Raw genomic sequence first — 25,293 nt, 5'->3', positions numbered from 1 at the left:
CGATTGACAGGTCTTTTATGAAACGGGTGCTGAGGCTTGCCGCGAGAGGGGTAGGAACAACGCACCCCAACCCTATGGTCGGGGCGGTGCTGGTGCGCGGCGGCAGTGTCGTCGGCGAGGGATGGCATAGACTTCCGGGCAAGCCGCATGCCGAGATCCTGGCCATCGACCGGGCCGGTAGCCGGACCAGGGGAGCCACCCTGTACGTGAACCTGGAACCGTGCAGCCATTATGGTCGCACACCGCCGTGTACGGACCGAATCATCCAGGCCGGCATCAGCCGTTTGGTCGCTGGTTGTCGGGATCCGAACCCTGACGTCAACGGGGAGGGTTTCGAAATCCTGAGAAGGGCTGGAATCGAGGTTTCGGAGGGTCTTCTCGGGGAGGAATCGCGTGAGATCAACAGGGCCTTTTTCTATTACGTGGCCAATGCTCTTCCCTATGTAACCCTTAAGACTGCTTTGACCCTCGATGGCAGGATCGCCACCTTCGGTGGACAGTCGCGGTGGATAACCGGAAAGGAATCGAGAAAAGCCGCTCACCGCCTGCGTTCCCGGGCCGATGCCGTTCTCGTGGGCGTAGGGACCGTTCTTGCCGACGACCCGGAATTAACGGTCAGGGCCGTCAGGTCGAAGGTTCAGCCGTGGAGGATCGTTCTGGACCCGTCCTTGAAAACCCCCTTTACAGCCAAAGTGGTCGCCCGGGGGAAGGATGGCAGAACCATGATTGTTGTAGACGAGAAGGTTGCGGAAAAACGGGCAAAGGCTTTCAACAACATGGGTATAAAGCTGGTAAAGCTCCCCATCGCCAACGGACTTTTTTCCTGGCCTTCGCTGGGGAGGCGCCTCGTCGAAAAGGGGATTATCCATCTGATGGTCGAGGGTGGTGGAAAGACAGCTGCATGGTTTGTCAAAGAGGATGCGATATGTCGGATAGAGGCCTTCATCGCGCCCATTCTGGTCGGTTCCGAGGGCATTTCCGCCATGGGCCCTTTGGCACTCGAAGCGCTTGGAGATGCCCCGAGGTTTGATATCGTCCGATGCCGCAGGGTGGGAGGTGATGTTCGCATTACCGCGGACAGGTGCTTATAATGCATTAGTGCATAAGTGCACTGGTGCACAGGAGTTTAGAGATGTTTACCGGAATTGTTGAAGAAAAAGGGAAAATATCGGGTCTGAATCGCGTGGACGGCGGGGCCGGGATGGAGATCCTTTGTTCCCTGGTACTCGAAGGTACCAAGTCGGGGGACAGTATTGCGGTGGATGGCGTGTGCCTGACGGTCGAGAGCCGAGCCCATGACCGTTTCGCCTGTTTTCTCTCCAATGAGACCCTCGACAGAACCACCTTCGGTTCGGCGCGGATCGGGAAGACGGTCAATCTGGAGAGAGCGCTTTCCTTTGGCGACCGAATAGGCGGGCATCTTGTGGCAGGGCACGTGGAGGCCAAAGGGCGCATCCAGGTCCTCAAACGCACCGGAGCTTCCTTCGATCTTGAAGTCCTGTTTCCACCGGATTTTGCCCCTTATGCCGTACCCAAAGCCTCCGTCGCTGTGGACGGTGTAAGCCTTACGATTATTAACGGATGGAAGGATCGGTTTTCGGTGGCCATCATCCCGGAAACCTTTGGAAAAACGACCTTTGGATTGAAAAGCCAAGGTGACTCTGTTAACTTGGAGCCTGATCTCATAATGAAGTATGTCAGGTCCGCGGTTGATGCGGTTATCCATGGCGAAAACACCCCGGGACTTACCATGGATAAGCTTGTAGACTCGGGATTTATCGCAGACTAGGGAGGGATTGTGCCGATCTCCACCATCGAGGATGCCCTTGAGGATGTCAGGGCCGGAAAACCGATAATATTGGTCGATGACGAGGACCGGGAAAATGAGGGGGATTTCATGGTGGCGGCCGAAATGGTCACGCCGGAAATCATCAATTTTATGGCCCTTCACGGCCGTGGGCTTGTCTGTCTGACATTAACTGAGGAAAAGTGTGAGCAGTTGAACCTTACTCAAATGGTTCCGGACAACACAGCCAAATACGGCACCGCCTTTACGGTTTCCATTGAGGCCAGGCAGGGCATATCGACCGGTATCTCCGCCAGTGACAGGGCACATACCATCCGGACCGTCATCGATGATAACTGCAGGCCGGAAAATCTGGCCAGGCCGGGCCATATATTCCCCATTAGGGCCAGAAAAGGCGGGGTTCTGGTGCGGGCCGGCCAGACGGAGGGTTCCGTTGACCTTGCCCGCCTCGCCGGTTCCAGGCCTGCCGGTGTAATTTGCGAGATTATGAATGAGGATGGAACCATGGCCCGGATGCCCCAACTGCGGGTCGTTGCCAGGCGTTTCGGGCTCAAGATCGTTACCATCGAGGACCTGGTAAAATACCGGATGCGGCATGAGCGGCTGGTCGAAAGGGTCGCCATTACACTTCTTCCCACCCGTTTCGGTGATTTCACCGCTCACGGCTTTCAAAACGCGGTCGACGGTCAGGAACACATAGCTCTTGTAATCGGCGAGATAACTCCGGATTCACCGACCTTGGTGAGGGTGCATTCCGAATGCCTTACCGGTGATGTTTTCCATTCCCTGCGATGTGACTGCGGTGAACAGATGGAGAACGCCCTCAAGATGATCAAGGAAGAGGGCACAGGGATATTCCTCTACATGAGCCAGGAGGGCCGTGGAATAGGGTTGACCAACAAACTGAAGGCCTACCAGCTTCAGGATGAGGGAAGAGACACAGTCGAGGCCAATCTCGAACTGGGGTTCGCGCCGGACCTTCGTGATTACGGTATAGGAGCGCAGATTCTCGTTGACCTGGGGGTGTCTGAAATCAGGCTCCTGACGAACAATCCCAAGAAGATCGTGGGTCTCGAGGGCTACGGCCTTCAGGTTGTGGAGCGGATTCCCATCGAGGTTACGGCCAGGGATGAGAATCTTCGCTACCTCCAGACGAAAAAAGCCAAGATGGGCCATCTTCTGAGGAAGGTATAACTACCCTCTTGAAATGGAGGATCTTTATGGGCGGATACAGAACGATAGAGGGAAAGCTGGACGCGAAAGGGCTTAATGTTGCCGTCATTGCTTCCCGGTTTAACGACTTTATTACCGACAGGTTGATCAACGGTGCTATCGACTGCCTTCTCCGGCATGGCGCTGAGGAGGAAGATATTGCCGTCTACAGGGTGCCGGGTTCCTTCGAGATACCCGTGATTGCCCGGAGAGTCGTTGAGACGGGAGAAGTGGACGCGGTAGTCTGTGTGGGCGCCGTCATCCGCGGGCAAACGCCTCATTTTGATTTTATTGCCGCCGAGGTGACCAAAGGGATTGCTCAGGTATCCATGACTTCCGGAGTTCCTGTAACGTTCGGGGTCATTACCGCCGACAGCCTTGAACAGGCCGTGGATCGGGCGGGCGCTAAAGCCGGGAACAAGGGTTACGAGGCTGCCGCGGGGGCCATAGAAATGGCCAATCTTCTGCGGCAGCTCTGATCGGACCTGATGGGTAACCGCCGCAGGGCAAGGGAGATTGCCCTTCAGATCCTCTATCGATTGGACGCAAACCCGTGTGATCCCGGCACGGCATGCGAAGAGATGGAAGGTCTGGGCGACATGGAGCCCGACGTTCAGGGGTTTGCCAGAAACCTGGTCATTGGAACCATGGATAATCTTGAGGAGGTCGACCGGACCATCTCGGCTGCATCATTGAGGTGGGATATTAAACGGATGGCCGCTGTCGATAGAAATCTGCTGAGACTGGCAAGCTATGAACTCATGTTCCACAAGGATACCCCGGCCCGCGTGGTTCTTAACGAGGCCATTGAGATGGCTAAAAGCTTCGGCGGCGAGGAATCGGGCGGGTTCATAAACGGAATACTCGATCGGGTCAGGTACGATATGGGCAGACAGGATTAAATGGATGTTCATCTGCGGGGCGGCGAGCCCCTGAAATACCGTGGGGATGTTATTCTTCTTGGGCACTTTTCGGACGTTTTGCCCCTCAGGGGGACCGTTGCGTCCATGGACTGGCTTTTTAACGCATCTGTAAGCCGGCTTTGGAAAAACAGGCCCACCCTCCTGGATTTTGGCGCCCAGACTCTTATCCCGACGCAGGGAAAGCTGCCGGTTTCCTTCGTTATTCTGATGGGGCTTGGTAAGGAGGGGGATTTTGGCAGGGATCTTCGGAGGGAAGCCTACAGAATGGGTATCAGGGCGATGGCCGGACTTGGCGCGGAGCGTGTCGCCACAGAGGAAATCTGCATGCCTGATGACCAGGATCTTTCGACGGTTGAGGAGTTTTACGGGGTCGTCGCAGAGCTGGCGGACCTTCCCGTCAGGGACGCGGCTCTGTTTATCACGTCTCCAGAGACCCTTTCTGCAGCCAAAGCCTCCTTTCCCCGCAGGTCCGGAGCGGGTACCGTCCCGGATTCGCCAAACGAGGCGACCGGGTGAAGATCGCAATCGTCTCCGATATCCATTCCAACATGGATGCTCTCGATGCGGTCCATGCGGCTGTTGAGCGGTTGGGCGCCGATTCCATCTACTTTATCGGGGACGCGGTCGGATACGGGCCTGACCCCAATCCCTGCACCAAATGGGTAATGGATAATGCTGAAGTTGCCGTTGCCGGGAATCACGACGCCGCGGCGGTGGGGCTTGCCGACTCGGAGTCATTCAATTCCTACGCCCGTGAGGCGATTCTCTGGAATGCCCGGCAGCTGGAACCGGAAACATCCGGATTTCTATCGTCCCTGCCCCTGGTGGAAGAGCGGGACGGAATTACCCTGGTTCATGCGAGCCCGAAGCTGCCTGATGTATGGGATTATATCTTTACCCTTTGGGACGCCGAGGTCAATTTCTCCCACTTTGACGGACCAATTTGCTTTGTCGGACACTCCCATCAGCCTGTGATGGTGAGCATGGATGTGAATGGAGCGGTTTCGGTGGTGCCCGGGGATTCCCTGACAATAGAGGACGGCTTCCGGTATCTTATCAATGTGGGAAGTGTGGGGCAGCCCAGGGACGGAAACCCGGCCGCCTGTTTCGGGCTGTTGGATCGCGATGCCGGCGTGTTCAGCATTCAGCGGGTAGAATATGATATCTCCGCGATTCAGAAAAAGATGCGCGAGGCCGGGCTGCCGCAACCTCTGGCAGACCGGCTGTCGGAGGGCAGGTGAGCGAGAAGAGATCCACATCGGGTGGCGAGAGACATCCACGGGGCAGAATGGATCCCGCCATGAGCCTGGTTGGGAAACTGGAAGATCTGTCCCTGGGCGAAATCCTTCAGATTGTCAGCCTCAGTAAACGTTCCGGACTTCTCAATCTGGAAGGCCCGGTGGGAGAGGCGAACATCTACATCAAGGATGGGATTATTGTCTATGCCGGGCGGTCGGATGAGAAGGACGGACTCCTTGGCCTCCTGGTTCACCACGGCATCATTGAGGTGTCTGAGCTTGAGAAAATAAAGGAACGCCTCGAGTTCTGTGATCACCCGAAAGACCTCAAGAGCCTCATATCCGATCTTCTCGGCGTCTCCCAGGAATCTTTCCAGAAAGTCCTGAAAAGGAGGGTTGAGGAGGTCATCTTCTCTCTTTTCGACTGGGAGGAAGGAACCTTCAGCTTCCAACTGATAAATAGAGAGGAAGGCCATCCGCTCCTTGAACGTGTAGCCCCGCTCTTTCTTGACAAGGGGATAAACGCACAGTTTCTGGTCATGGAAGGGGCCAGGCGAAGGGATGAAATAACCCGGGCCGCGCCTTTGAAAGAGGACCTGTCGCTCGATCCTGGAGCGGTTTATAAAACGGAGAGTCCTCCCGAGGCGTCCGAGGAGGATCGTCTGATCTCCGAAGTCGCGGGGTTCATTGTACCATCAACCCTGCCTGCCGTGCCTGCGAGAATTTCAAAGGTTGTACTTGTCGTCTCGGACAACAGGCAGCTGGCAAGGGGTCTGGAAGAACCTTTGAAAGAGCATGAAGTTACGATTCTGCACCTTGAGGATTCCGCCCATGCCATGACGAAAATTCAGGAGCTGCGATCCCATGACATACATCCCTGTCTTGTCGCGGACCTGAAGGCCGCGGGTATCACCGACGGAATCATTCTCGGCGGGCTGGATATCATCACCACGCTTTGGGACCTGGGATTAAATCTTCCAACGGTTATCACCTTTGAAGGGGAAGCTCCCGCCGGCTTAAAGGAGATGATCGCCGGTATCAAGAACGTATCCCTCCTACCGATAAATCCTCACGGTCTTGAGCTGGCCGTTGAATTTCTTGCCTCCGCCATGGCAATCGAGGAGACTCCCGGAAGGGAGGAATGTGAGTTTTACGACATTCAGGGGGAGCTTTCCGAGGACCTCGCGGGATTGGACATGCCCTTCGATCACCTGGAGGGGGCGCCGTTGGCGCAGGTTCAGGAACGACAGGACCCCTACATGGAGAGGCTCAGATCATACGTTTCCGAGCTGAACAGGGATGATGTTCGCGGAGAGATAACCCTCCTGACGCTCAGGTTCGCTACCGAGATTTTTTCAAGGGCGGTTCTTTTCCTCGTAAGGAAGACTGATCTGAAGGGGCTGGGTCAGTTCGGGGTTGATCTTGGTGGAAGGGGGAACGCTGATTCGGTTGTCCGTGCCCTGGTTCTCCCCATCGGTGAAAATTCACTCTTTTCAAGGGTTATCCAGACCCAGCAGAGTCACCGTGGAGCTCCCCCGGAGGGCGACATGGATCCCCTTTTTCAGGCCCTGGGCGGTAAAAGGCCCAATGAGGTCTACGTTGGCCCGGTGGTGAGCATGGGTAAGGTTGCGGTGGTTCTGTATGCCGATGATTGCCAGGACAAAGGGGGTCTTGGTCCCACCAACAGTCTGGATATCTTTCTCAGCCATGCCGGGCTGGCTCTCGACAGGTCCTTTCTGGAGATGAAGCTTAAGGCGGACAAGGGCAGGAAATGAGAAGAGGGTAGGAAAAATCCGATGACGAAAAAGATTCTGGTAGTCGAGGATTCCCCAACAACGAGGTTGATGATCATATCTTCTTTGGAGGACCTGGGGGATTTTACCGTCATTGAAGCGGCCAACGGTTTCCAGGCGCTCAGGAAACTTCCGGAGGTCCTGCCGGATCTGGTGATCACAGACATCAATATGCCTGATATCAATGGGCTGGAGGTAGTCCGTTTCGTCAAGCAGAGTAATAATTTCAGCGCTATCCCGGTAATTATTGTTACCACCGAGGGTCGCGAGATAGACAGGGAAAGGGGACTCCGGCTGGGCGCGGACCGCTACCTTGTCAAACCGTTCAACCCGGAGGACCTTCAGCGCCAGGTGAAGGAGTTGTTGGGAGATTAAAAACGGGCGTCAGGTATGCCGTGCCTGGTGCGAGGAGCCTTATACTGAATAAGTGAGGAAGTCATCCCTCGCCGAGGAAAAAGGTTCGAAGAGACTTTTTGCGAGGTTATCAATCGTGGACCAATCCCTGAAAGATTTTGTCTCGGAAGCGGAAGATATTCTGGAGGATCTGGAGAATTTCATCAGCCAACTGATGGAAATTTCGCCTGAAGACCACCGGAAACCGGATATCATCAACGCCATCTTTCGCGATGCCCACTCGCTTAAGGGTCTGTCCGGCATGCTGAACCTGGAGAATCTGAGCGCTCTTTCACACCGCATGGAATCCCTCCTGGACGATATGCGTTTAGACAGGGTCGAACTTTCCGATGAGGTTGTTGACGCCCTTTCACACGGTGTGCAGCTTATTATTCGGATGGTTCATGCCGTTGCTTCGGGACAGGGTGACGATTCTGTTGATATCGGGGAATTTATAAAGGATATCAATAGGATCGGTCAGACTTCCCAGGATGGTGAGGCAGGGGACCTGTCCGGTTTTATCGATGTGCCGGTGGGGATGACCGAGATGCTATCCGAATATGAGGAACACCGTTTCAGGGATAATATCCGGAAGGGGACCCCTTTCTATAGTGTCCAGTGTCACTTTCCCCTGGCAACCTTCGACACCTTGCTCAGAGATATGGGAAATTCTATCAGGGATATCGGTGAGCTGATTACCACCCTTCCTCAGCCCGATGGCGGGGCGGAGGGGAGCATCGGTTTTCTCCTTTTTTTCACGACAAAGGAACCCCTGGAGAACATATCAAAGGAATTCGAAGGCGAGGGGATGATCCTGACCTCTATACCGTACAAGGGTGAGCCTCCCTCTCCCGTTTCGGCGGTCCCGGCGCCGAAATCCACGGAGGGCTTTGTGGAAGATGCCATGGTTGAGGAGATAAGGGGGGTCAGCAATACCGTCCGGGTCGATATTGTCAAACTTGATCATCTTATGAACCTCGTCGGAGAACTGGTGATCCTCCGTTCCAATTTTTCCAATATCGCCGACCGTCTCCGTCAACATGGGGGAACCGGCGGCACTGGGGTGATACAGGACCTTGAGAAGAGCAACGCACAGATGGAGAAGAAGCTCATTGATCTGCGCGAAAGCGTCATGGACGCCAGGATGGTTCCCGTGGGGCAGCTCTTCAACAAACTTCAGAGGGTTTCGAAAAAGATCGCCCGGGAGTTGAAGAAAGAGGTCAAAATTGAATTCATAGGCGGGGACACGGAACTCGACAAGATGATCATGGAGGAAATGATATCTCCCCTTCTTCACATGGTCCGAAACTGTCTGGATCATGGCATCGAGAATGCCGATGAACGTATCGCTGAGGGAAAAGACAAGGTGGGACTTGTGAGACTTTCGGCCTACCAGCAGGGCAACCATGTTGTTCTTGAAGTGGAGGATGACGGCAGGGGAATCGACCTTGACAAGGTCAGGGCAGCCGGAATTGAGCGCGGGTTGCTGGGCCGCGATGATCTTCATGCCGAGGAAGATGTGCTTTCTGTCCTTTTCAAACCGGGATTTTCCACCAAGGAAAACGTTACCGAGATCTCCGGCCGCGGTGTCGGCCTGGACGTGGTTCGGAAGGAAATAGAGAACGTGGGGGGGACGGTAGAGATCAACACCGTTAAGGGACTGGGCACGAGGGTTACCCTGACCTTGCCCATAACTCTTGCCATCCTCCAGGCACTCCTCATCCGGAGTGGCCGGAAGGTCTTCGCCATCCCTATGGGGTCCATCCAGGAGACGATCCAGCTTGAGAAAGACGATATCAAAACCGTCCAGGGACGGGAAATAATCAACCTGAGGGATAAAACTTTGCCGTTGCTCAGGCTGGAACGGATCTTCGGCATCCCCGCCGCGGAGGAAAACGGGGACGCCTACGCCGTTATTGTCGGCATAGCCAACAGAACAATGGGACTTATGGCCAACGAGCTGCTGGGTAAACAGGATGTCGTCATCAAGCCGTTGGGCGATGCCTTTTCCAAGGCCGTTGGACTGGCCGGCGCCACGGAACTGGGAGACCAATCCACCGTGCTGGTCCTGGATGTTGCCGGCCTGATGATGGAAGCCATCAGGCTGGGTTCCACAGAGGGAAAGGTCTGAGCTGTGTACAGGGATTTTTTCGGGTTTGACGACAAGCCTTTCGGGAAAACACCCGACCCAGCGTTCTTTTTCCCCAGCCGTATTCATGAGGAGGCTCTAGCCAGGCTTCAGTACGGTGCGGAGGAGAGGGAGCTGGTATTGCTCACCGGGGAAATAGGATCCGGAAAAACCCTCCTCACCAGAGCGCTCATAGACCAACTTGGAGATAGTTACCGCTGTATACTCCTGATCAATCCTCGTCTGACGCCGAACCAGTTTCTCAGAATTCTGGCATCGAGGTTGGGAATCAAGGGCGGAACTATTCTTAGAGTCGAGCTTGTCGATCGGATCAACGAGGCCCTTTTCAGTTTTTTCGAGAAGGGAATATGCCCGGTGGTCATTATCGATGAGGCACAGCTGATTCCCACCAAGGCGACATTCGATGAAATCCGTCTCCTGACCAATTTTCAGCTGGACGACGTGAACCTTTTGTCCCTGATTCTGGTCGGTCAGCCGGAGCTCAAGCGCCGTCTCCGACAGCCTGCCTTCGAGGCCCTGCGTCAGAGAATAGGAATCCAATTCCATCTTGGAGCCCTCGGGCGGGAGGACACCGGTAAATACATCGCGTCCCGCCTGGACCAGGTAGGCGGTGATACCCATCTCTTCGATGAGGAGGCCTTGGACGTGATCTATGGATACTCGGGAGGGTTGCCCCGTCTCATCAATAACATCTCGTCCAATGCTCTCCTTGCGGCCTTTTCCAAGGAACTCCTCAGCATCGGACCGGATATCGTACTTGATGTCATTGAAGAACTTGATCTGGAACCGAGGATGCAGGCTGACGCTTCAGCCTGTCAGGCAGGCGGGAACGCCCAGGGTCAGCCGTGATTCCCGGGGGCAAGTGACCGCAGATATTCTTTCGGGAGGGTATCAGCTAACATTTCCATGGCTGCGGAAAAGAGTTGGATTGCGAGCGAGGGTGATCACATGGATCTGGTAGAGATTAGAAAAAAGGCGAAAAAGGCGAAAAAGGCGAAAAAAAGCCGCAAGGAGACCAAGCCGAAAAATCCTCCCAGGGAAAAGCCGCCTGCCGGGCCCATTCCCGAGGCACCGGACCATGTCGAAGAAGCAGAGGTAAAAGAGTCCGCGGCAGTGGCGGTCGAAGCCCCTGTTCGTGTCCGGAATTCGGGTGTGGCGGTTGGAAGCGAGCCGGGGGACCTGAGGGAGGTCCTGATGAGCCAGCACAGGGCGAACCGTGAGGAGGAGGAAGAGGAACGGATCCAGGTTCTGACCTTTTTACTCGCCGGGGAGGAATACGGCCTTAACATTATGGATATCAAGGAGATCGTAAGACCCAAGGACCCCACCGAGGTGCCCCGGACTCCCCATTATGTGCTCGGGATCATCTCCCTCAGGGGGATGATTGTGCCCATCTTCGATGTTCGAAAACGCCTGGGTCTTACCTCCACGGAGTTGAACCCGAAAAACAGGATCATCGTGGTGAATCTGAAGGAACACTTTTTCGGGCTTCTGGTGGATTCAGTGGTCCAGGTCCTGGATATTCCCCTCAGCAGGATAGAACCTCCTCCCGAAATCGTAGGTGGGGTCGAGGGCGAATATTGTCGGGGGATCGGCAGGGTCGATGACCGCCTCATCATTCTCCTGAACCTCCAGAAAATCCTCGCGGTTGATGAGGACATTTCCGGCGGATTGGAGGAATCGGCCTTTGATCAGACGGATTTGCCGGGATGAAAAAAACACCTGAAAAAAACATGGGGGAATCCTCCGAGGTTGACTCACCTGTCCTCAGATGCCCCGGGTGCGGCAGGTTTTACAGGATTCATCCGGACAAACTGCCGCCTGGAGTTTTCTCCTTCAACTGCAGGAAGTGCGGTTCTCTGATCCCCATTGTTCTGCCCGGGGAAGAGCAGGAGATAGCCGAAGACGCCCTGACGGTTCTGGTGGTGGTTCAGGAACAGGCCCTGGGCCATCTCGTTGTGAGGATTCTCCAAAGAAACGGATTCAGGGGGCGGCTCGCATCGACAGGGACCGAGGCCCTGAAGATCCTGTCCCTCCAACCGCCGGATGCGGTTCTGTTCAGCGTGGTCCTTCCCGACATGTTGGGGTATGAAATGATTGACCGGATGAGGGAAACCCTTGGGGAAGACCACATTCCGTCCATCCTGCTCGCTTCCCTCCACCACGGTACCCGTTACAAGAGGGAACCCACCTCCCTTTACGGTGCGGACGATTATATAGAAAGACACCATCTGCCGGATATGCTTATCACCAAGATCAGGCGTTGTGTCGGCCTGGAGAGCGAATCCGGGGACCGTCCGGAGTCTGAACCGCAGGTCGGCGGGGCGCATGCCGACCTGGCAGTTGACGACCGGAGAGAGATTGAGGAGATCCATCAGAAATCACTCCAACAGATCGGGGAGCCGTTCGAGGAGGACGTGAGAAGGATGTGCAGAATCATTGTGGGAGATGTTGCGCTTTACAACGAGGATATGATCCGGGGTTCTGTACCTGAGACGGCGTTGGAGTTGATCGCGGATGACCTTGAAGAGGGGGTTCTGCTGCTGAAGAGCAGGTTCCCTGAGTACGGAGGCAGCTATGAGACGGCGCTTAAGGAGGAGATGCTGGCCCTTCTGCGTTCCAGAGGGGTTGGTACGGTGATGAAAGAGGGGGAGGATTAATGACTTCGCAGGAAGTCATCAAAGCGCCCACTTAGGGGCGCTCAAATCGAAGATTTGTGAGGAAGGTGAAAATGACGCTTTTCGCTTTCCGTGGAGTAAAAAGCCATGGATGGACTTTTTACGACCCTATCAGGATTGAAGCCTGAAGGCAGGGAGGCCCGGGTTGCTGAATTAAAGTCCCCGGACGAGGAAGTCCGGCGGCTGGCCATGCTGGACCTGAAGGAGGGGCTTTCGGAAGACGATCTCAGCTGGCTCCCTGTTCCCCTGTCCGATGAGAGCTGGCGGGTCAGGAAAGAGGCCATTGAGGGGATTTCCTCGCTTGCGCCCGACAGGGGGCTGATTTCCCGTCTTATTCCCATGATGGACCCGACCCATGAAGTAACCCTGAGAAACTCCGTCGTGGAGGTCCTCGGAAGGATGGGTAGGGAAGCAGCTCCCCTGCTTTCCGAGCATCTGTCGGTGGAGCAGCCGGATATCCGAAAGTTTCTGGTGGATATCCTGGGGAATATTGCCACTCCTTCATTTGTCCCCGATCTGATCAGACTACTCCATGATCCGGAGCAGAATATATGCGCAGCCGCAGCCGAGAGCCTGGCAAACATCGGTGACCCGTCCTCCGTGAGCGCCCTCATCAGTGCACTCGATTCGGCCGATGACTGGGTGGCTTTCAGCATCCTGAGCGCTCTTTCCAGCCTGGGAGCAAAGGAGGCGCTGCCTTCGTTCTTCCGTTTTCTTGACAACCGTATTCTGGCCGCACCCGCGGTTCGGGGAATAGGGAGGATCGGCTCCATCAGCGATGGGTTGGGGCTCATCGACCGAATCCCATCCCTTCCCAGGGGTGCTGTTAAAGCGGCGTTCGCGGCTTTGGGGGCTATCTATCGAAGGGCCATGGCGCAAGAAACCGGTGGAGACCTCGAAAAATTTGCCGCGGCTGTGGCGGATAATGCCGATGAGCAGATTACATCGTTCATGATCGACCATCTGGAGATTGCCGACCGGATTGAGGAGAGAAAGGACTGTCTTGCCGCCCTGAGCCTCATCGGCGGGGACAGGGCCACCGAGGCCGTCCTCGCCTTTATCGCTGATGATTCCCTGGAGGGCGATGTCGGCATGGCCCTCTTCACCATCGGCAATAGGGACCGCACGATCCTCCTTTCACTTCTCCAGAACCCTGAGGGAAACATTCGAAGAAAAGCCCTGCAGGTTCTGACAAAGCTGGGCGGCGCGGGCCTGCTTTCCCATATAATCCCGATGCTCGGAGATGTCAGCGGGCACGTCCGAAAGGATGCCGTCCTTGCCCTGGCCGCCCTTGGGGATTTTGATGCCATAGACTCCATCCTTTCCCTCCTCTTTGATGAATATCCGGACGTCGTCGAGGTTGGGGGAGCGGCCCTGTCCGTATTGGGCAAAAAAGATCCCGGGGCTTTTTTTGGAAAAATCGGTCCTCACCTGGGAACTTCACCGCCCGAGGTCCGTGCCCTCCTGATCAGGGTGCTCGGTGATGTGGACCCATCGACACATATCGACCTTTTCCTTGGGACCCTCCGTGATTCGGAGCCCCTTATCAGGGCTTCGGCTGTCCGGGCTCTCAGTCGTTGTGAGGGATCAGAAGCGGCCGAGGCTGTGATGGGCGCTTTAAGCGATGAGGATCCCCAAGTCCGGTCGGAATCCGCCATGGCCCTGGAAATCATGAGGCCGGAAGGCGCCGTTGAACCCCTCAAATCGGCTCTTTACGACCAGGATCCATGGGTCAGGGCAGCGTCCGCCACATCCCTCAGTATGCAGCCGGACCTGGATCCCGGGGATCTGTCCGATATTCTCCATGGCGAAGATCTCATGTTGAAGACCGCTGTTATTGAAGCCCTGGGACGCAGGGTGAGCGCAGGATATGAAGTCCCCATGAAACTGCTCAAGGAGGCTTTTATCGAAGGGACCGTGGAGATAAGGCGTGCCGTCTGCCGGACCCTCGGGAACATCCCTTCAGACGCCGGTCTTGATCTGCTCATGCAGGCGCTCGGGGATAAGGATGCCAGCACAAGGATTTTCGCCGTTCATTCCCTCGTCGGGAAAGGTGGAGATCAGGTAGAGCGAACACTCCTTGAAATGGCCGATTCCGACCCGGACAGGACCGTGCGGCTGACCATCCGATCCCTGATGGAGCCGAGCGGGTAAGATGCTGTTCAATTCCCCGGAGAAGGTTGATCTCGCTGATGAGGAGTTCCGGCTTCTATCGACCTTCATCTACGAGTACTGTGGGCTGCATTTTGATGAATCCAACAGGTTTCTTCTTGAAAGCAGGCTCCAGAAGAGGCTGCGAACCTACCACTTCGATTCCTTCCTGAAATATTACCATTACCTCCTCTTCCATCAGGACAGGGTTCAGGAGATAAATGAACTTCTTAACGTCATAACCACAAACGAAACCTATTTCTTCAGGGAACAGAACCAGTTGGACGCCTTTTCCAATGAGGTGCTTCCGTATATCGCTCAACAAAAAGCCCGGAGGAGACAACTCCGCATCTGGAGTGCCGGGTGCTCGACCGGGGAAGAACCGTACACCATCGCTATCCTTCTCAAGGAATCGGGACTGTTCGAAGGATGGAATGTGGACATTATCGGGACTGATATCAGTCAGCAGGTCCTGAAAAGCGCCCGGAAGGCCGAATACTCATCCTCCTCCTTCAGGACGACGGATAGTTCCAGGATCCAGCGGTATTTCAAAACATCCGAAAACGGCAAACAGATTCTCTATGATTCTATCCGAACAATGGTACACTTCGGGCATCACAACCTTCTGGATGAGAAGATGCTTGGCCTGATCGGTGAGTGCGACCTGATAATGTGCAGAAATGTAATTATCTATTTCGACAGGGACGCAAAGGCAAAGGTCATCAGCGCCTTTCACAGAAAACTCGTTCCGGGGGGGTATCTATTTCTGGGGCATTCGGAATCTTTGATGAATATCTCCACGGCCTTCAAGCTGAAGCATCTCAGCCGTGTGATGGTTTATCAGAAACCAGGGGACGACGGATGATTAATGGGCAGCTGCGCATTCTGGTCGTTGATGATTCCGCCTACAATAGAAAGATGGTCCGGTCCATGCTCCTTGAGATGGAGGAGGTTGCCTCTGTGGAAGTGGTTTCGGACGGAGAAACCGCTATTCGCACAGTTATGACGGATCCGCCCGATCTTATCACGCTGGATCTGAATATGCCCAGGATGGACGGATTTACATTTCTGCGATGGCTTATGCAAAATCACCCGCTTCCGGTCGTGGTTGTGAGCGCCGATGGCGGCGAGAAAAACGTTTTCAAAGCCCTTGATCTCGGTGCGCTGGATTTTGTCGTCAAACCCCGCCGGTATGCATCAGAAAGGATAATCGAGATAAAGGAGGAACTTCAGACAAAGGTCCGGGCTGTAGGGGGACAGGACATGGCGCCCTATCTTGGCAGGCTGCGGTCTGCCAAGCCGGTCAGGGAACGGGTGAAGGCGCCCAGGAGGCCCGGCACCAAGATCCATCCGGCCGGCGTTCTTGTCATCGGGGCTTCCACGGGTGGGCCGTCGGCAATTCAGAGAGTCCTGACCCAGTTGCCCTCCACGTTTCCTCTGCCTGTAATTGTAGTCCAGCACATGCCTCCCGTGTTTACAAAACAGTTCGCCATGCGTCTTGGTAAAAACACCGCGTTTGAGGCAAAAGAGGCCGAGGATGGCGATTTTCTGACGCCTGGCCTGCTTTTAGTCGTCCCGGGAGGTTATCATCTGGAGATTACAGGCTCACCTTCGGTCGCGGTGAAACTGAGAAAAAAGAGGAAAGGCGATCGTTTCGTCCCATCCATTGACATCACCATGGAATCCGCTGCGATCGTTTTCGGGAAACGTTCCCTGGGGGTCCTGCTCACGGGAATGGGGAATGACGGGGCCCATGGGATGCTCGAGATCCGTAACGCAGGAGGCCGTACCATTGCCGAGTCGGAGGAAAGCACCGTTGTCTTCGGGATGCCCAAGGCTGCCATCCGGAACGGCGCCGCGGAGGTAGTCCTGCCCTTGAACACCCTGTCAGGGAGGATAGAGGCGATGGCAATGGATATCTGTCGCTTGAAAAATGAGTCGAGCGATGCTAGAAACCGGGGCATGTGAGAAATTCCGGAAGCTTGGTAAATACCGGTGTGGATGGGAAGGTCCATGGGATACCTTGCCCGGCATGGACGGCCCGGAGGTGATGGTGGACAGCCCGTTCATGGCGCCCGGGTCGATTATCGAAAGGAACATTTAAGATGAAGGATGACAAGGTTTCATCTCTTTTTGATAAGGGGGAGGAGTTTCTGGAAATCTTTCGGAAGGGACAGGAATTTACCCTGGATCTTCTAAAGGATAATGAACAGCTTCGCTACCGTGTCGTAAAACTTGAGGAGTCACTCAAAAGCAGGCCGGAAAAATCCGCCCCAAGGCTCAGCGGCGATAAATACGAGGAATTGGCCAGAAAGGTTGCCCTTTATGAGCGGAAGCTGCGCGAACTCGAGGGAAAACTCAATGAGGTCGAGGAGGAGAATATTGACTTCGCTCAACGCTACATTGATGTAGATGAACAGAATAACAACCTCGCCAATCTCTACGTAGCGAGCTTTCAGCTGCACTCCACTCTCGATTACGAGGAAGTTCTCCAGATTATCCTGGAAATCATCATCAACCTCATCGGGGCTGAGGAATTCGCCATCTTTCTCCTGGATGAGAAGAGGGAGATCCTGATCCCCGTTGCGGCCGAAGGGGTCGATCCTGAGAAGATCTCTCCGGTAACCATGGGTGAGGGTGTGACAGGAGTCGCCGCCCGGTCGAAAGAAAGCTACTTTAACGAGAACCCTCCTTCGATATCAGAGGAGCTTCTTGAAAACCCGTTGGTGTGCATACCGCTGATGATCAAGGATGAACTCATAGGCATGATTAATCTATACAAACTTTTTCAGCAGAAGAAGGGTTTTGTACCGGTTGATTTCGAACTTTTCACCCTTCTCGCCGGGCATGCCGCAACTGCGATTTTCAGCTCAAGGCTGTATTCCGAGTCCAGAAGAAAGCTGACGACCTATAAGGGATTCCTTAATCTGTTGAGCCAGTGATTTACTTTTATATGGTCGCAAAAAGTCCATCCGCGGCTTTTTGTTTAACGGAAAGCGAAAAGTATCATTTTCGCTTTCCTCATAAATCAATGACTTATGGTGCGAGTCATTGATTTGGGCGACCCATGCGGGGCGCGTTGATGACTTCGTAAAAGGTCATCAGCTTTCAGACGGTCTGGAGATTGAAGATGGCGGCACTTAAGTTCCTGATAATCGAAGATTCCCCCACGATGCGGCAGCTCATCCGTTTTTCCATTAAACGCATTCCCCACGCGGAGATTATCGAAGCAAACGATGGTCTGGACGGCCTGAAAAAGCTTTCCTCCAACCAGATTGATATGATCCTGACCGATATCAACATGCCCATAATGGACGGATTGAAGCTTGTCAGCATGGTCAGGGGCAACGATAATTACAAGGATATTCCCATCGTCATCATTACTACGGAAGGTGCCGGAGAGGATAGAGATAGAGCCATGGCTCTGGGGGCGAACGCTTATGTTACCAAGCCTATCCAGTCCACCAGCCTTCTGTCAACCGTCAAAAAACTTCTGGATATTTGACAGTGTCGTAAAAAGTCCATTAATGGCTTTTTACTCCATGGAAAGCGAAAAGTGTCATTTTCACTTTCCTCACAAATCTTCGATTTGAACGCCCCCCCATGGGCGTGTTGAACATTGAACATTGAACGTTGCGGGATGTGGGGTCGAAGGCCATTCCACACGCTGAAATGAAGGGTCGGAGGTCGAGCTATGCCGAGTTCCAGGTACAATCCCCGGGAGACTGAACCCAAATGGCAGAAACGTTGGGAGGAAACGGGGATATTCAGGGCAAGGGAGGACCCCGGGAAGAAGAAATTCTATTGCCTCGAGATGTTTCCCTATCCGTCGGGGAAGCTGCACATGGGCCATGTTCGAAACTACAGCATTGGGGATACCTACTCCCGGTTTCTCCGCATGCGAGGGTTCAACGTTCTCTATCCCATGGGTTATGATGCCTTCGGCATGCCCGCCGAGAACGCCGCCATCATGCACCAGGTGGACCCCGGTGAATGGACAAGGGATTCCATTCGGCAGATGAAGGACCAACAGAAGCAGTTGGGACTGTCCTACGATTGGGAACGGACCCTGGCCACATGCGAGCCGGAGTATTATCGCTGGAATCAGTGGATCTTTCTTAAATTCCTGGAGAGGGGATTGGCCTACAGGAAGGGAGCTCCCATAAACTGGTGCCCTTCCTGCAGGACCGTCCTTGCCAACGAGCAGGTGGAAAACGACTGCTGTTGGCGGTGCAGCGCCCAGGTGGTCAGCAGGGATCTTGAGCAGTGGTTCTACAAAACGACGGAATACGCCGAGGAACTCCTTAACGATCTGGATTCGCTGGAGGACTGGCCTGATAAGGTCAAGACCATGCAGGTAAACTGGATCGGTCGAAGTGAAGGTGCTGAAATTGATTTCCACGTTGTGGGATCCGATACGGTTATCTCCACTTTTACCACCCGGCCCGACACGGTCTTTGGAATCACCTACATGGTCCTTGCGGCCGAACATCCCCTCGTCGCCGAGCTGGTAAAGGGGACCGACCGTGAGGGGGCGGTCCTCGAATTTTGCGAAAGGGTTAAAAGAGAGTCAGCGACCGTCCGGACCGATGAGACAAGGGAGAAGGAAGGCATCGACACCGGCCGCTGTTTTGTCCATCCGGTGACGGGTGAGGAATTCCCCATCCTTGTCGCGGATTACGTTGTCATGGCCTACGGTACGGGCGCGGTGATGGGGGTTCCGGCCCACGACCAGCGCGATTTCGAGTTCGCCGGAAAATATGGCCTGCCGATAAAGGTTGTCATCCAGGATGAAGGTGGAGCCCTGGATGGCGCCACCATGGAATGCGCCTATACCGGCAACGGCCCCATGGTTGATTCCGGTCCCTTCAATGGCCGTGACAACCGGGAAGCCATGGCGGACTTCATAGGGTACCTGGAGAAAAACGGGTGGGGTCGGGGTGCAGTCATCTATCGCCTCAGGGACTGGCTGATATCCAGACAGAGGTACTGGGGCACGCCCATTCCCGTGGTGTATTGCGACAGCTGCGGCATCGTCCCCGTTCCGTTTGATGATCTTCCGGTTCTGCTGCCGGATGACGTGGAATTTACCGGCGAGGGAAACCCGCTTGAGACTTCCCCCTCTTTCGTGAGCACTACCTGTCCTCGATGTTCGGCACCGGCACGCCGGGAGACAGATACGATGGACACCTTTATCGATTCGTCCTACTACTTCTTCCGATATACCGATCCATCCTACAGCCAGGCCCCTTTCAATCCCGAAAAGGCGGCTTACTGGATGCCGGTTGACCAGTACATAGGTGGAATTGAACACGCAATTCTACACCTTTTGTACGCACGATTCATTACCAAAGGTCTGAGGGATCTCGGCCTTACCGGTGTCTCGGAGCCCTTTTCACGACTGTTGACTCAGGGAATGGTTATCAAGGACGGGGCCAAGATGTCCAAGTCATTGGGCAACACGGTGGATCCCGGTGAGATTATTAACAGGTTCAGCGCCGATACCGCGCGCCTTTTTATCCTTTTCGCCTCTCCCCCGGAGAAAGAACTGGAGTGGAATGATCAGGGAGTGGAGGGGGCTTTCCGCTTTTTAAACCGGGTTTACCGGATGATCACCGACCACAAGGAGCTTTTCCTCAGCCCCGCTTCCGAGCCCGATTCGGTTGACGGCGCGGCGCTTCCGCTGCTGATCACAACCCACAGGACCATTAAAAAGGTCACCGAGGATATCGAGAAACGATTCCAGTTCAATACGGCCATCAGTGCGATCATGGAGCTGGTCAATGAGCTCCATCGTTTCATGACCGGAAGCGGAGCGTCGTCATCCGGGGGTCAATGGGTAGCGTTAAACGCGTCTGAGACCTTAATTCTCCTGCTGGCGCCTTTCGCTCCCCACCTCGCTGAAGAACTTTGGGAAACAGCCGGCCGGCCATACAGCGTTTTCCAGCAGTCCTGGCCGGAGTACGACCCCGAATTAACCCTGAGTACAACCGTCCAGATCGTGGTGCAGATCAACGGCAAGGTCAGGGCCCGGTTCGATGCCGCCCCCGATTCCGGCAAGGATGAACTCGAGAGTATGGCCTTGGCTATTCCCAGAGTCAGGGAACTCATTGCGGACAAGGAGCTGGTGAAAAAGATCGCCGTTCCGGGAAAGCTGGTCTCCCTGGTGGTTAGATGAGAGCCCTGGTAAGAGCCTTTTTGGGGGGCGTTGCCACAGTCCTCATTTTTGCACTTTTCGCCGGGTGCGGCTACAGCCCTGTCCGCCCCTACAGCGGAAGGGGCTTTTCCCTGGGTGTTTTGAGAAATTCCACCGATGAGCCGCTTCTCTACCGGATGATGGAGGATTCTCTGGCAGAGGTAGCCGGGCTGCGTCGAACCGACGCGCCTCGAAAAGTTTCCATCGTAATCACCGAATTTTCCGAAAGGGCACAGACCGTTTCATCCCAAGGAGATCCCGTGCGCGAGGAACTCACGCTGGGGTTCTTGTGGCGAATTGTCGGGGAGGACGGAAAGCTCTTGCGTAAGGGGAAGGAACGTGTGGCGAGATCGTACCCATGGTCAAGCGACATCAACACCCTTGACTGGAACAGACGGGCCGCCATCAGACTCCTTTCGAAGGATGCCGCCAGAGCCCTGTCCGACAGGCTCGAGGATCAGCCATGACACAGCCGGCAGGCAGCCGCAAAGCAAAAGGTGTCTCCCGCCTTCTCATCTCCGCGGAGCTGTTGTTGATAAATGAAGCGGTCGAGGAGCTTATGGAACTCCTGATTCCCCGGGAGGCCAGGGATTTCAATTACCTTTCAGTCTACGGATGGGACGCCGAGATCGGTTCTGTCCTGGAATTTCTCCAGACCCTGCCGTTTTTGTCCGACAGGCGTCTTCTCGTGATCCGCGAGATCCAGGAATTTTCCGACTGGAAAAAGCTTCTTGATTACCTGAAAGACCCCAACCCGTCATCATTTCTGCTCTTAACCTCCAGCGAGATGGACAAAAAGAGCGCGGTCTATCGGTCCTTTTCACGGCTTGTGGAAGTTCCCAAATTGAGCAGACCATATGGTAAATCACTTACAGGATGGGTGGTAAAACGCTTCCGGGCGGCCGGCAAGGGGATAAGCCCTGAACTGGCCGGGATGCTGATTGAGATCTCCGGAACGGTCTTAAGCTCCCTGGCGATGGAAGTGGAGAAGGTTTCTTTGCATGCGGGGAATCGGGATACGATTACCAGGGATGACCTGAACGCATCTCTTCCCGGAGGTGTGGAAACGGTCTTTTCCTTTCTGGATGCATTGGGGGAGGGGAAAAAATCCCAGGCGATTGTCTGCCTGAAAAGGCTTCTTGAATCAGGAGCCCCTCCGGAATTTCTGGTGCACATGACCGCCGCTCACTATCGAAAATTGATAAAAGGGAAGGAACTGGTGGGAACAGGTCTGCAGCCCATCCAGGCTGCCGTCAAGGTTGGAATTCAGTATCCGAATCTCCAGGAAAAGTTTGCCCGCCAGTTGAGGCGGGCAAGGGAAAGGGATCTGGAAAGTGACCTGAAAAGCCTGTCGGTCTGCGACCGGCATATAAAAACCGGTAGTCTCCCTAATGAAGTGATCCTGGATAAATTGCTGTTGGATTTACTGGTCTGATGGGAGAGAATTATATCTGCGCGTCAGGCGGGAGATCTTCCTGGCTGCGGAATTTCTATGGATGGTTCCCGCCGAAGCCGCTTTCTGGATGACCGGCACGGCCTCTTTAAGGGTCTTTTCAGCTGTTGCCCTGTCTCCTGCGTCCACCGCAACGATGAGGTCTTTCGTGAGGCTCTTGATGCGGGTGCGCCTCCTCTGGTTGCCGAGCCTCCTTCTAAGGCTCTGTTTGTGTCTCTTGATGGCCGATTTATGTGTTGCCAATTCCACTCCTCCTGTTTTGGCATTAAGACCGATGGTTTGAAATGTTAGGTAGTGTGGGTAAAGAAAGGCTATTAACCTGATTACGCGATGGTTGTCAAATGATTTTTCCGGCAAGATAAAAGGTTAATGATGATATCGATCATCTCCCGGCTGATCCGGGATAGCCTTATCTATCATACGAACGTGACGAAATGAAGGGACATGTGAGCGAGAGAAGCAGCATGGTCAAGGCGGCGGGGATTGTCGGCGGCGCCACTTTTGTCAGCCGTGTCCTGGGCCTGTGCAGGGATGCCGTCATGGCCTTCCTCTTCGGTGCGGCATCCTCCGCGGACGCGTTCTATGTGGCCTTCCGGATTCCCAATCTCATGAGACAGCTGTTCGGGGAAGGCGCACTGGCGGCGTCCTTCGTCCCCGTCTACACCGATATCCTGGAACATCGCGGGCCGGAGGAGGCGAAGAAATTCTCCAGCGGCCTTTTTACCCTGCTCGTGGCTGTACTCTCTGTCCTCACTGCCGGGATGATCCTCTTTGCACCCCAGGTGGTTCGCCTTGTAGCCTGGGGATTTGACCCCGGAAGCGATATTTTTCTCAGGACCGTTGTTCTCACCCGTTGGCTGGCTCCCTACATGATGTTTATCTGTGTGGCCGCCCTCGGCATGGGGATACTGAACGCCAGGAGGCACTTCCTGACCCCCGCTCTGGCGCCTGCCCTCCTTAATGTCAGCATAATTATTTTTGCCCTGCTGGTTTCGCCGGGACTTGCCGACCCAATCGTGGGTATAGCCTGGGGTGTGCTGGTAGGAGGCATCCTGCAGGTCCTCATACAATTGGGTCCTCTGAAGGCCAGGGACGCAATCCCCTCCCTGAGCTTGAAGGTAGTGTCTCCAGGTGTAAGGCGTGTTGCGGTAATGATGGGCCCCGCGGCATTGGGAGTAGCCGTCTATCAGGTCAATATGGTGGTCGACACACTTATCGCTTCCTTTCTGCCCGCCGGAAGTATTACCTACCTGTGGTACGGAAACCGCCTGATGCAGTTTCCTCTGGGGGTTTTCGGCATCGCGTTGGCCACAGCGGCCCTACCTACCCTGTCAGCCCAGTTCTCCGGGGGGAGGTTCGACGATTTCTCGCAAACGGTATCATTCTCACTGTCCCTGACCGCTTTCATAGGTTTTCCAGCGGCCCTGGGCCTCATCGCGCTAAGGGAGCCCATCATTGCCACCCTTTTCGCGAGAGGAGCTTTCGTGGGCAAGGATGTCATCGGAGCCGCCGCCGCGCTCCTGTTCTATTCCGTGGGAATCCCATTTTTCATCGGGGTAAAGATAATGGGACGGGCATTTTTCGCCATGGAGGACACCCGCACTCCCTTCGCAGGGGCCTCCCTGGCCATGGCGGCGAATGTCCTGCTGAACCTCCTGCTCATGGGTCCCATGCTGCACGCGGGCCTTGCCCTGGCAACATCCCTGGCCTCCGTTCTTAATTTTGGATTTCTCGCGATCAGGTTTACAATTCGCAGGGGAAAGTCGTGGATGACCGGAGGGTTCCTGAGGGAGGCCGCAAAATCTTTCATGGCCGCCATCCTCATGTTTGGAGCGGCCTCTTCAATTTCGGGGCGTTACGACTGGCTCGCCATGGGTACACCCGCCAGGGCGGCAGGGCTCCTCGGTTGTATGGCCCTGGGGATTATTGTATACTCCATTGCTGCATTGGCCCTCCGATGTGAAGGCGCAATGGATATCAAAGGGAAGCTGGTAAGCAGGATTGATGACTTTGTAAAAAGTCATAAACGCTCCCACTGAAGGGAGCGCAAATCGAAGATTTGTGAGGAAAGTGAAAATGACATTTTTCGCTTTCCGTGGAGTAAAAAGCCACGAATGGACTTTTTACGACTCTATCAGGATCAGTAAGGTTTATGAGGGCGCTTGTCCAGCGAGTCAAGTGGGCCAGGGTCGAGGTCGGCGAAAAGGTTGTCTCGGCCATAGAAAACGGCCTGCTGGTTTTTCTGGGTGTTGCCGTGGATGACGCCGCAAAGGACGTGGATTACCTTGCGCGGAAGGTCTCCGCCCTGAGGATCTTTTACGATGATGCGGGCAGGATGAACCTTTCGGTCAAGGACGTACGAGGCGGAGCCCTGGTTGTCTCCCAGTTTACCCTCATCACGGACAGGTCCAGCGGCAACCGCCCGGGATTTTCCCGTGCCGCCCCCGCCGAACAGGCCAGGGAGCTTTACGAAAGGTTTCTTGAGAGGATGAGGGATATGGGCGTTCCCACACAGGCCGGCATTTTTCAGGCGGACATGGTGGTCACCCTTGCCAATGATGGACCGGTAACCATCCTGCTCGAGTCAAGATGATTTCAATCCGGGAGTCTGTCGGGGCCTTCCGACGCTCTGCCGGGAAAAGGAAAAACACAATGAAGCTGGAACATCTGCTGGTAGGTCCTCTTCAGTCGAACTGTTTTATCATCGGGGATGAAAAAACAGGTGAGGGGGTGGTTATCGATCCCGGGGGCGACGGCGCTCTTATTATCGACCGGATAAACAGCAGGCCCTGGAAAGTGGTTGCGATACTGATAACCCACGCCCATTTTGACCACGTTGGGGCCAATGCCGATATCGTCGGGGCAACGGGAGCTCCCCTTATGGTTCCCAGACTGAGCGAGCCCATGCTTGACCAGGCCGCCGCGCAGGCCGGCATGTACGGACTTGCGGTCCAACCGTCCCCGAAGCCCGATCGGCTGCTCGACGACGGCGACACCATAACGGTCGGAGGGGAGACGATTGAGGTTATGTCCACTCCGGGGCACAGTCCAGGGGGTGTTACGTTCAAAACGTCAATCGGTATTTTCCCAGGGGATACCCTGTTCGCCGGATCCATTGGAAGGACGGATCTGCCGGGTGGTGATTTTTCGACCCTGATCCGGTCCATAAAGGAAAGGATTCTCGTTCTTCCGGACGACACCCCTGTCTACCCCGGGCACGGTCCGGAGACGACCGTCGGCCGGGAACGGAAGCACAATCCGTTCCTGCGGTGATAAAGGGGATGACAGAGTCCATAGTCC

At 55.0% G+C, this 25,293-nt stretch carries 26 protein-coding genes; 25 read left to right on the top strand and 1 reads right to left on the bottom strand.

Going from position 1 to position 25,293, the window contains the following annotated elements; all coding sequences use genetic code 11:
* Window positions 1–17 precede the first annotated feature (17 nt).
* From ribD to holA, 22 genes are all read left to right on the top strand, one after another.
* Window positions 18–1,091, top strand: coding sequence for a bifunctional diaminohydroxyphosphoribosylaminopyrimidine deaminase/5-amino-6-(5-phosphoribosylamino)uracil reductase RibD (gene ribD, locus GXP52_02610; GenBank protein NOY86178.1), 1,074 nt, complete (start codon window positions 18–20; stop codon window positions 1,089–1,091).
* A 41-nt stretch (window positions 1,092–1,132) separates the two neighbouring features.
* On the top strand, window positions 1,133–1,789 hold the full coding sequence (locus GXP52_02605; GenBank protein ID NOY86177.1) for a riboflavin synthase: 657 nt from the start codon (window positions 1,133–1,135) through the stop codon (window positions 1,787–1,789).
* Between the two features lie 9 nt (window positions 1,790–1,798).
* Window positions 1,799–3,001: a bifunctional 3,4-dihydroxy-2-butanone-4-phosphate synthase/GTP cyclohydrolase II gene (locus GXP52_02600; protein NOY86176.1), complete on the top strand. Its 1,203-nt coding sequence runs from the start codon at window positions 1,799–1,801 to the stop codon at window positions 2,999–3,001.
* A gap of 26 nt (window positions 3,002–3,027) precedes the next feature.
* Entirely contained in the window at window positions 3,028–3,498 is a 471-nt protein-coding gene (locus GXP52_02595) for a 6,7-dimethyl-8-ribityllumazine synthase (protein NOY86175.1), read from the top strand.
* Window positions 3,499–3,507: 9 nt separating this feature from the next.
* Window positions 3,508–3,921, top strand: coding sequence for a transcription antitermination factor NusB (nusB, locus tag GXP52_02590; GenBank protein ID NOY86174.1), 414 nt, complete (start codon window positions 3,508–3,510; stop codon window positions 3,919–3,921).
* Complete coding sequence (locus GXP52_02585) at window positions 3,922–4,458, top strand: hypothetical protein (protein ID NOY86173.1); 537 nt, start codon at window positions 3,922–3,924, stop codon at window positions 4,456–4,458. It begins immediately after the preceding gene.
* Window positions 4,455–5,183, top strand: coding sequence for a metallophosphoesterase family protein (locus tag GXP52_02580; protein NOY86172.1), 729 nt, complete (start codon window positions 4,455–4,457; stop codon window positions 5,181–5,183). The genes GXP52_02585 and GXP52_02580 overlap by 4 nt, the downstream gene beginning before the upstream one ends.
* On the top strand, window positions 5,180–6,955 hold the full coding sequence (locus GXP52_02575; GenBank protein ID NOY86171.1) for a DUF4388 domain-containing protein: 1,776 nt from the start codon (window positions 5,180–5,182) through the stop codon (window positions 6,953–6,955). Before GXP52_02580 ends, GXP52_02575 begins: the two co-directional genes overlap by 4 nt.
* Before the next feature lie 21 nt (window positions 6,956–6,976).
* Window positions 6,977–7,348 (top strand): response regulator, encoded by a 372-nt coding sequence (locus GXP52_02570; GenBank protein ID NOY86170.1) that lies wholly within the window; start codon window positions 6,977–6,979, stop codon window positions 7,346–7,348.
* A gap of 52 nt (window positions 7,349–7,400) precedes the next feature.
* The gene (locus GXP52_02565) at window positions 7,401–9,497 is read left to right on the top strand and encodes a chemotaxis protein CheA (protein ID NOY86169.1); all 2,097 of its coding nucleotides are present in this window, start codon (window positions 7,401–7,403) and stop codon (window positions 9,495–9,497) included.
* Between the two features lie 3 nt (window positions 9,498–9,500).
* Entirely contained in the window at window positions 9,501–10,364 is an 864-nt protein-coding gene (locus tag GXP52_02560; GenBank protein ID NOY86168.1) for an AAA family ATPase, read from the top strand.
* 99 nt (window positions 10,365–10,463) lie between these two features.
* Window positions 10,464–11,228, top strand: a complete 765-nt coding sequence (locus GXP52_02555) for a purine-binding chemotaxis protein CheW (protein NOY86167.1) — start codon at window positions 10,464–10,466, stop codon at window positions 11,226–11,228.
* Window positions 11,225–12,175, top strand: coding sequence for a response regulator (locus tag GXP52_02550; protein NOY86166.1), 951 nt, complete (start codon window positions 11,225–11,227; stop codon window positions 12,173–12,175). Before GXP52_02555 ends, GXP52_02550 begins: the two co-directional genes overlap by 4 nt.
* Before the next feature lie 105 nt (window positions 12,176–12,280).
* On the top strand, window positions 12,281–14,347 hold the full coding sequence (locus GXP52_02545; protein NOY86165.1) for a hypothetical protein: 2,067 nt from the start codon (window positions 12,281–12,283) through the stop codon (window positions 14,345–14,347).
* Between the two features lies 1 nt (window position 14,348).
* Entirely contained in the window at window positions 14,349–15,209 is an 861-nt protein-coding gene (locus GXP52_02540; GenBank protein ID NOY86164.1) for a protein-glutamate O-methyltransferase CheR, read from the top strand.
* On the top strand, window positions 15,206–16,312 hold the full coding sequence (gene cheB, locus GXP52_02535; protein ID NOY86163.1) for a chemotaxis-specific protein-glutamate methyltransferase CheB: 1,107 nt from the start codon (window positions 15,206–15,208) through the stop codon (window positions 16,310–16,312). The genes GXP52_02540 and cheB overlap by 4 nt, the downstream gene beginning before the upstream one ends.
* Window positions 16,290–16,448 carry a hypothetical protein gene (locus tag GXP52_02530; GenBank protein ID NOY86162.1) on the top strand — a complete coding sequence of 53 codons (159 nt, stop codon included), beginning with the start codon at window positions 16,290–16,292 and terminating at the stop codon, window positions 16,446–16,448. Before cheB ends, GXP52_02530 begins: the two co-directional genes overlap by 23 nt.
* Window position 16,449: 1 nt before the next feature.
* Window positions 16,450–17,286: a GAF domain-containing protein gene (locus tag GXP52_02525; GenBank protein ID NOY86161.1), complete on the top strand. Its 837-nt coding sequence runs from the start codon at window positions 16,450–16,452 to the stop codon at window positions 17,284–17,286.
* 188 nt (window positions 17,287–17,474) lie between these two features.
* Window positions 17,475–17,849 (top strand): response regulator, encoded by a 375-nt coding sequence (locus GXP52_02520; protein ID NOY86160.1) that lies wholly within the window; start codon window positions 17,475–17,477, stop codon window positions 17,847–17,849.
* A 189-nt stretch (window positions 17,850–18,038) separates the two neighbouring features.
* Complete coding sequence (locus GXP52_02515; GenBank protein NOY86159.1) at window positions 18,039–20,522, top strand: leucine--tRNA ligase; 2,484 nt, start codon at window positions 18,039–18,041, stop codon at window positions 20,520–20,522.
* Window positions 20,519–21,007 (top strand): hypothetical protein, encoded by a 489-nt coding sequence (locus GXP52_02510; GenBank protein ID NOY86158.1) that lies wholly within the window; start codon window positions 20,519–20,521, stop codon window positions 21,005–21,007. The genes GXP52_02515 and GXP52_02510 overlap by 4 nt, the downstream gene beginning before the upstream one ends.
* The gene (holA, locus tag GXP52_02505) at window positions 21,004–21,975 is read left to right on the top strand and encodes a DNA polymerase III subunit delta (protein ID NOY86157.1); all 972 of its coding nucleotides are present in this window, start codon (window positions 21,004–21,006) and stop codon (window positions 21,973–21,975) included. Before GXP52_02510 ends, holA begins: the two co-directional genes overlap by 4 nt.
* Here the strand turns inward: holA and rpsT are convergent.
* Window positions 21,964–22,236: a 30S ribosomal protein S20 gene (gene rpsT / locus GXP52_02500; GenBank protein ID NOY86156.1), complete on the bottom strand. Its 273-nt coding sequence runs from the start codon at window positions 22,234–22,236 to the stop codon at window positions 21,964–21,966. The genes holA and rpsT overlap by 12 nt on opposite strands.
* Window positions 22,237–22,439: 203 nt before the next feature.
* On the opposite strand from rpsT, the gene murJ reads away from it, so the two are divergent.
* The 3 genes from murJ to GXP52_02485 all read left to right on the top strand — a co-directional run bounded on the left by murJ (window position 22,440) and on the right by GXP52_02485 (window position 25,266).
* Window positions 22,440–24,032, top strand: a complete 1,593-nt coding sequence (gene murJ / locus GXP52_02495; GenBank protein NOY86155.1) for a murein biosynthesis integral membrane protein MurJ — start codon at window positions 22,440–22,442, stop codon at window positions 24,030–24,032.
* Window positions 24,033–24,145: 113 nt separating this feature from the next.
* Window positions 24,146–24,586: a D-tyrosyl-tRNA(Tyr) deacylase gene (locus GXP52_02490; protein ID NOY86154.1), complete on the top strand. Its 441-nt coding sequence runs from the start codon at window positions 24,146–24,148 to the stop codon at window positions 24,584–24,586.
* Between the two features lie 59 nt (window positions 24,587–24,645).
* Complete coding sequence (locus GXP52_02485; GenBank protein ID NOY86153.1) at window positions 24,646–25,266, top strand: MBL fold metallo-hydrolase; 621 nt, start codon at window positions 24,646–24,648, stop codon at window positions 25,264–25,266.
* Window positions 25,267–25,293 lie beyond the last annotated feature (27 nt).

It is taken from the genome of Deltaproteobacteria bacterium, from assembly GCA_013151915.1.
Lineage (GTDB): Bacteria > BMS3Abin14 > BMS3Abin14 > BMS3Abin14 > BMS3Abin14 > BMS3ABIN14.
The sequence above is the reverse complement of the archived record's forward strand: the minus strand, read 5'-3'. Positions and strand labels throughout refer to the sequence as shown.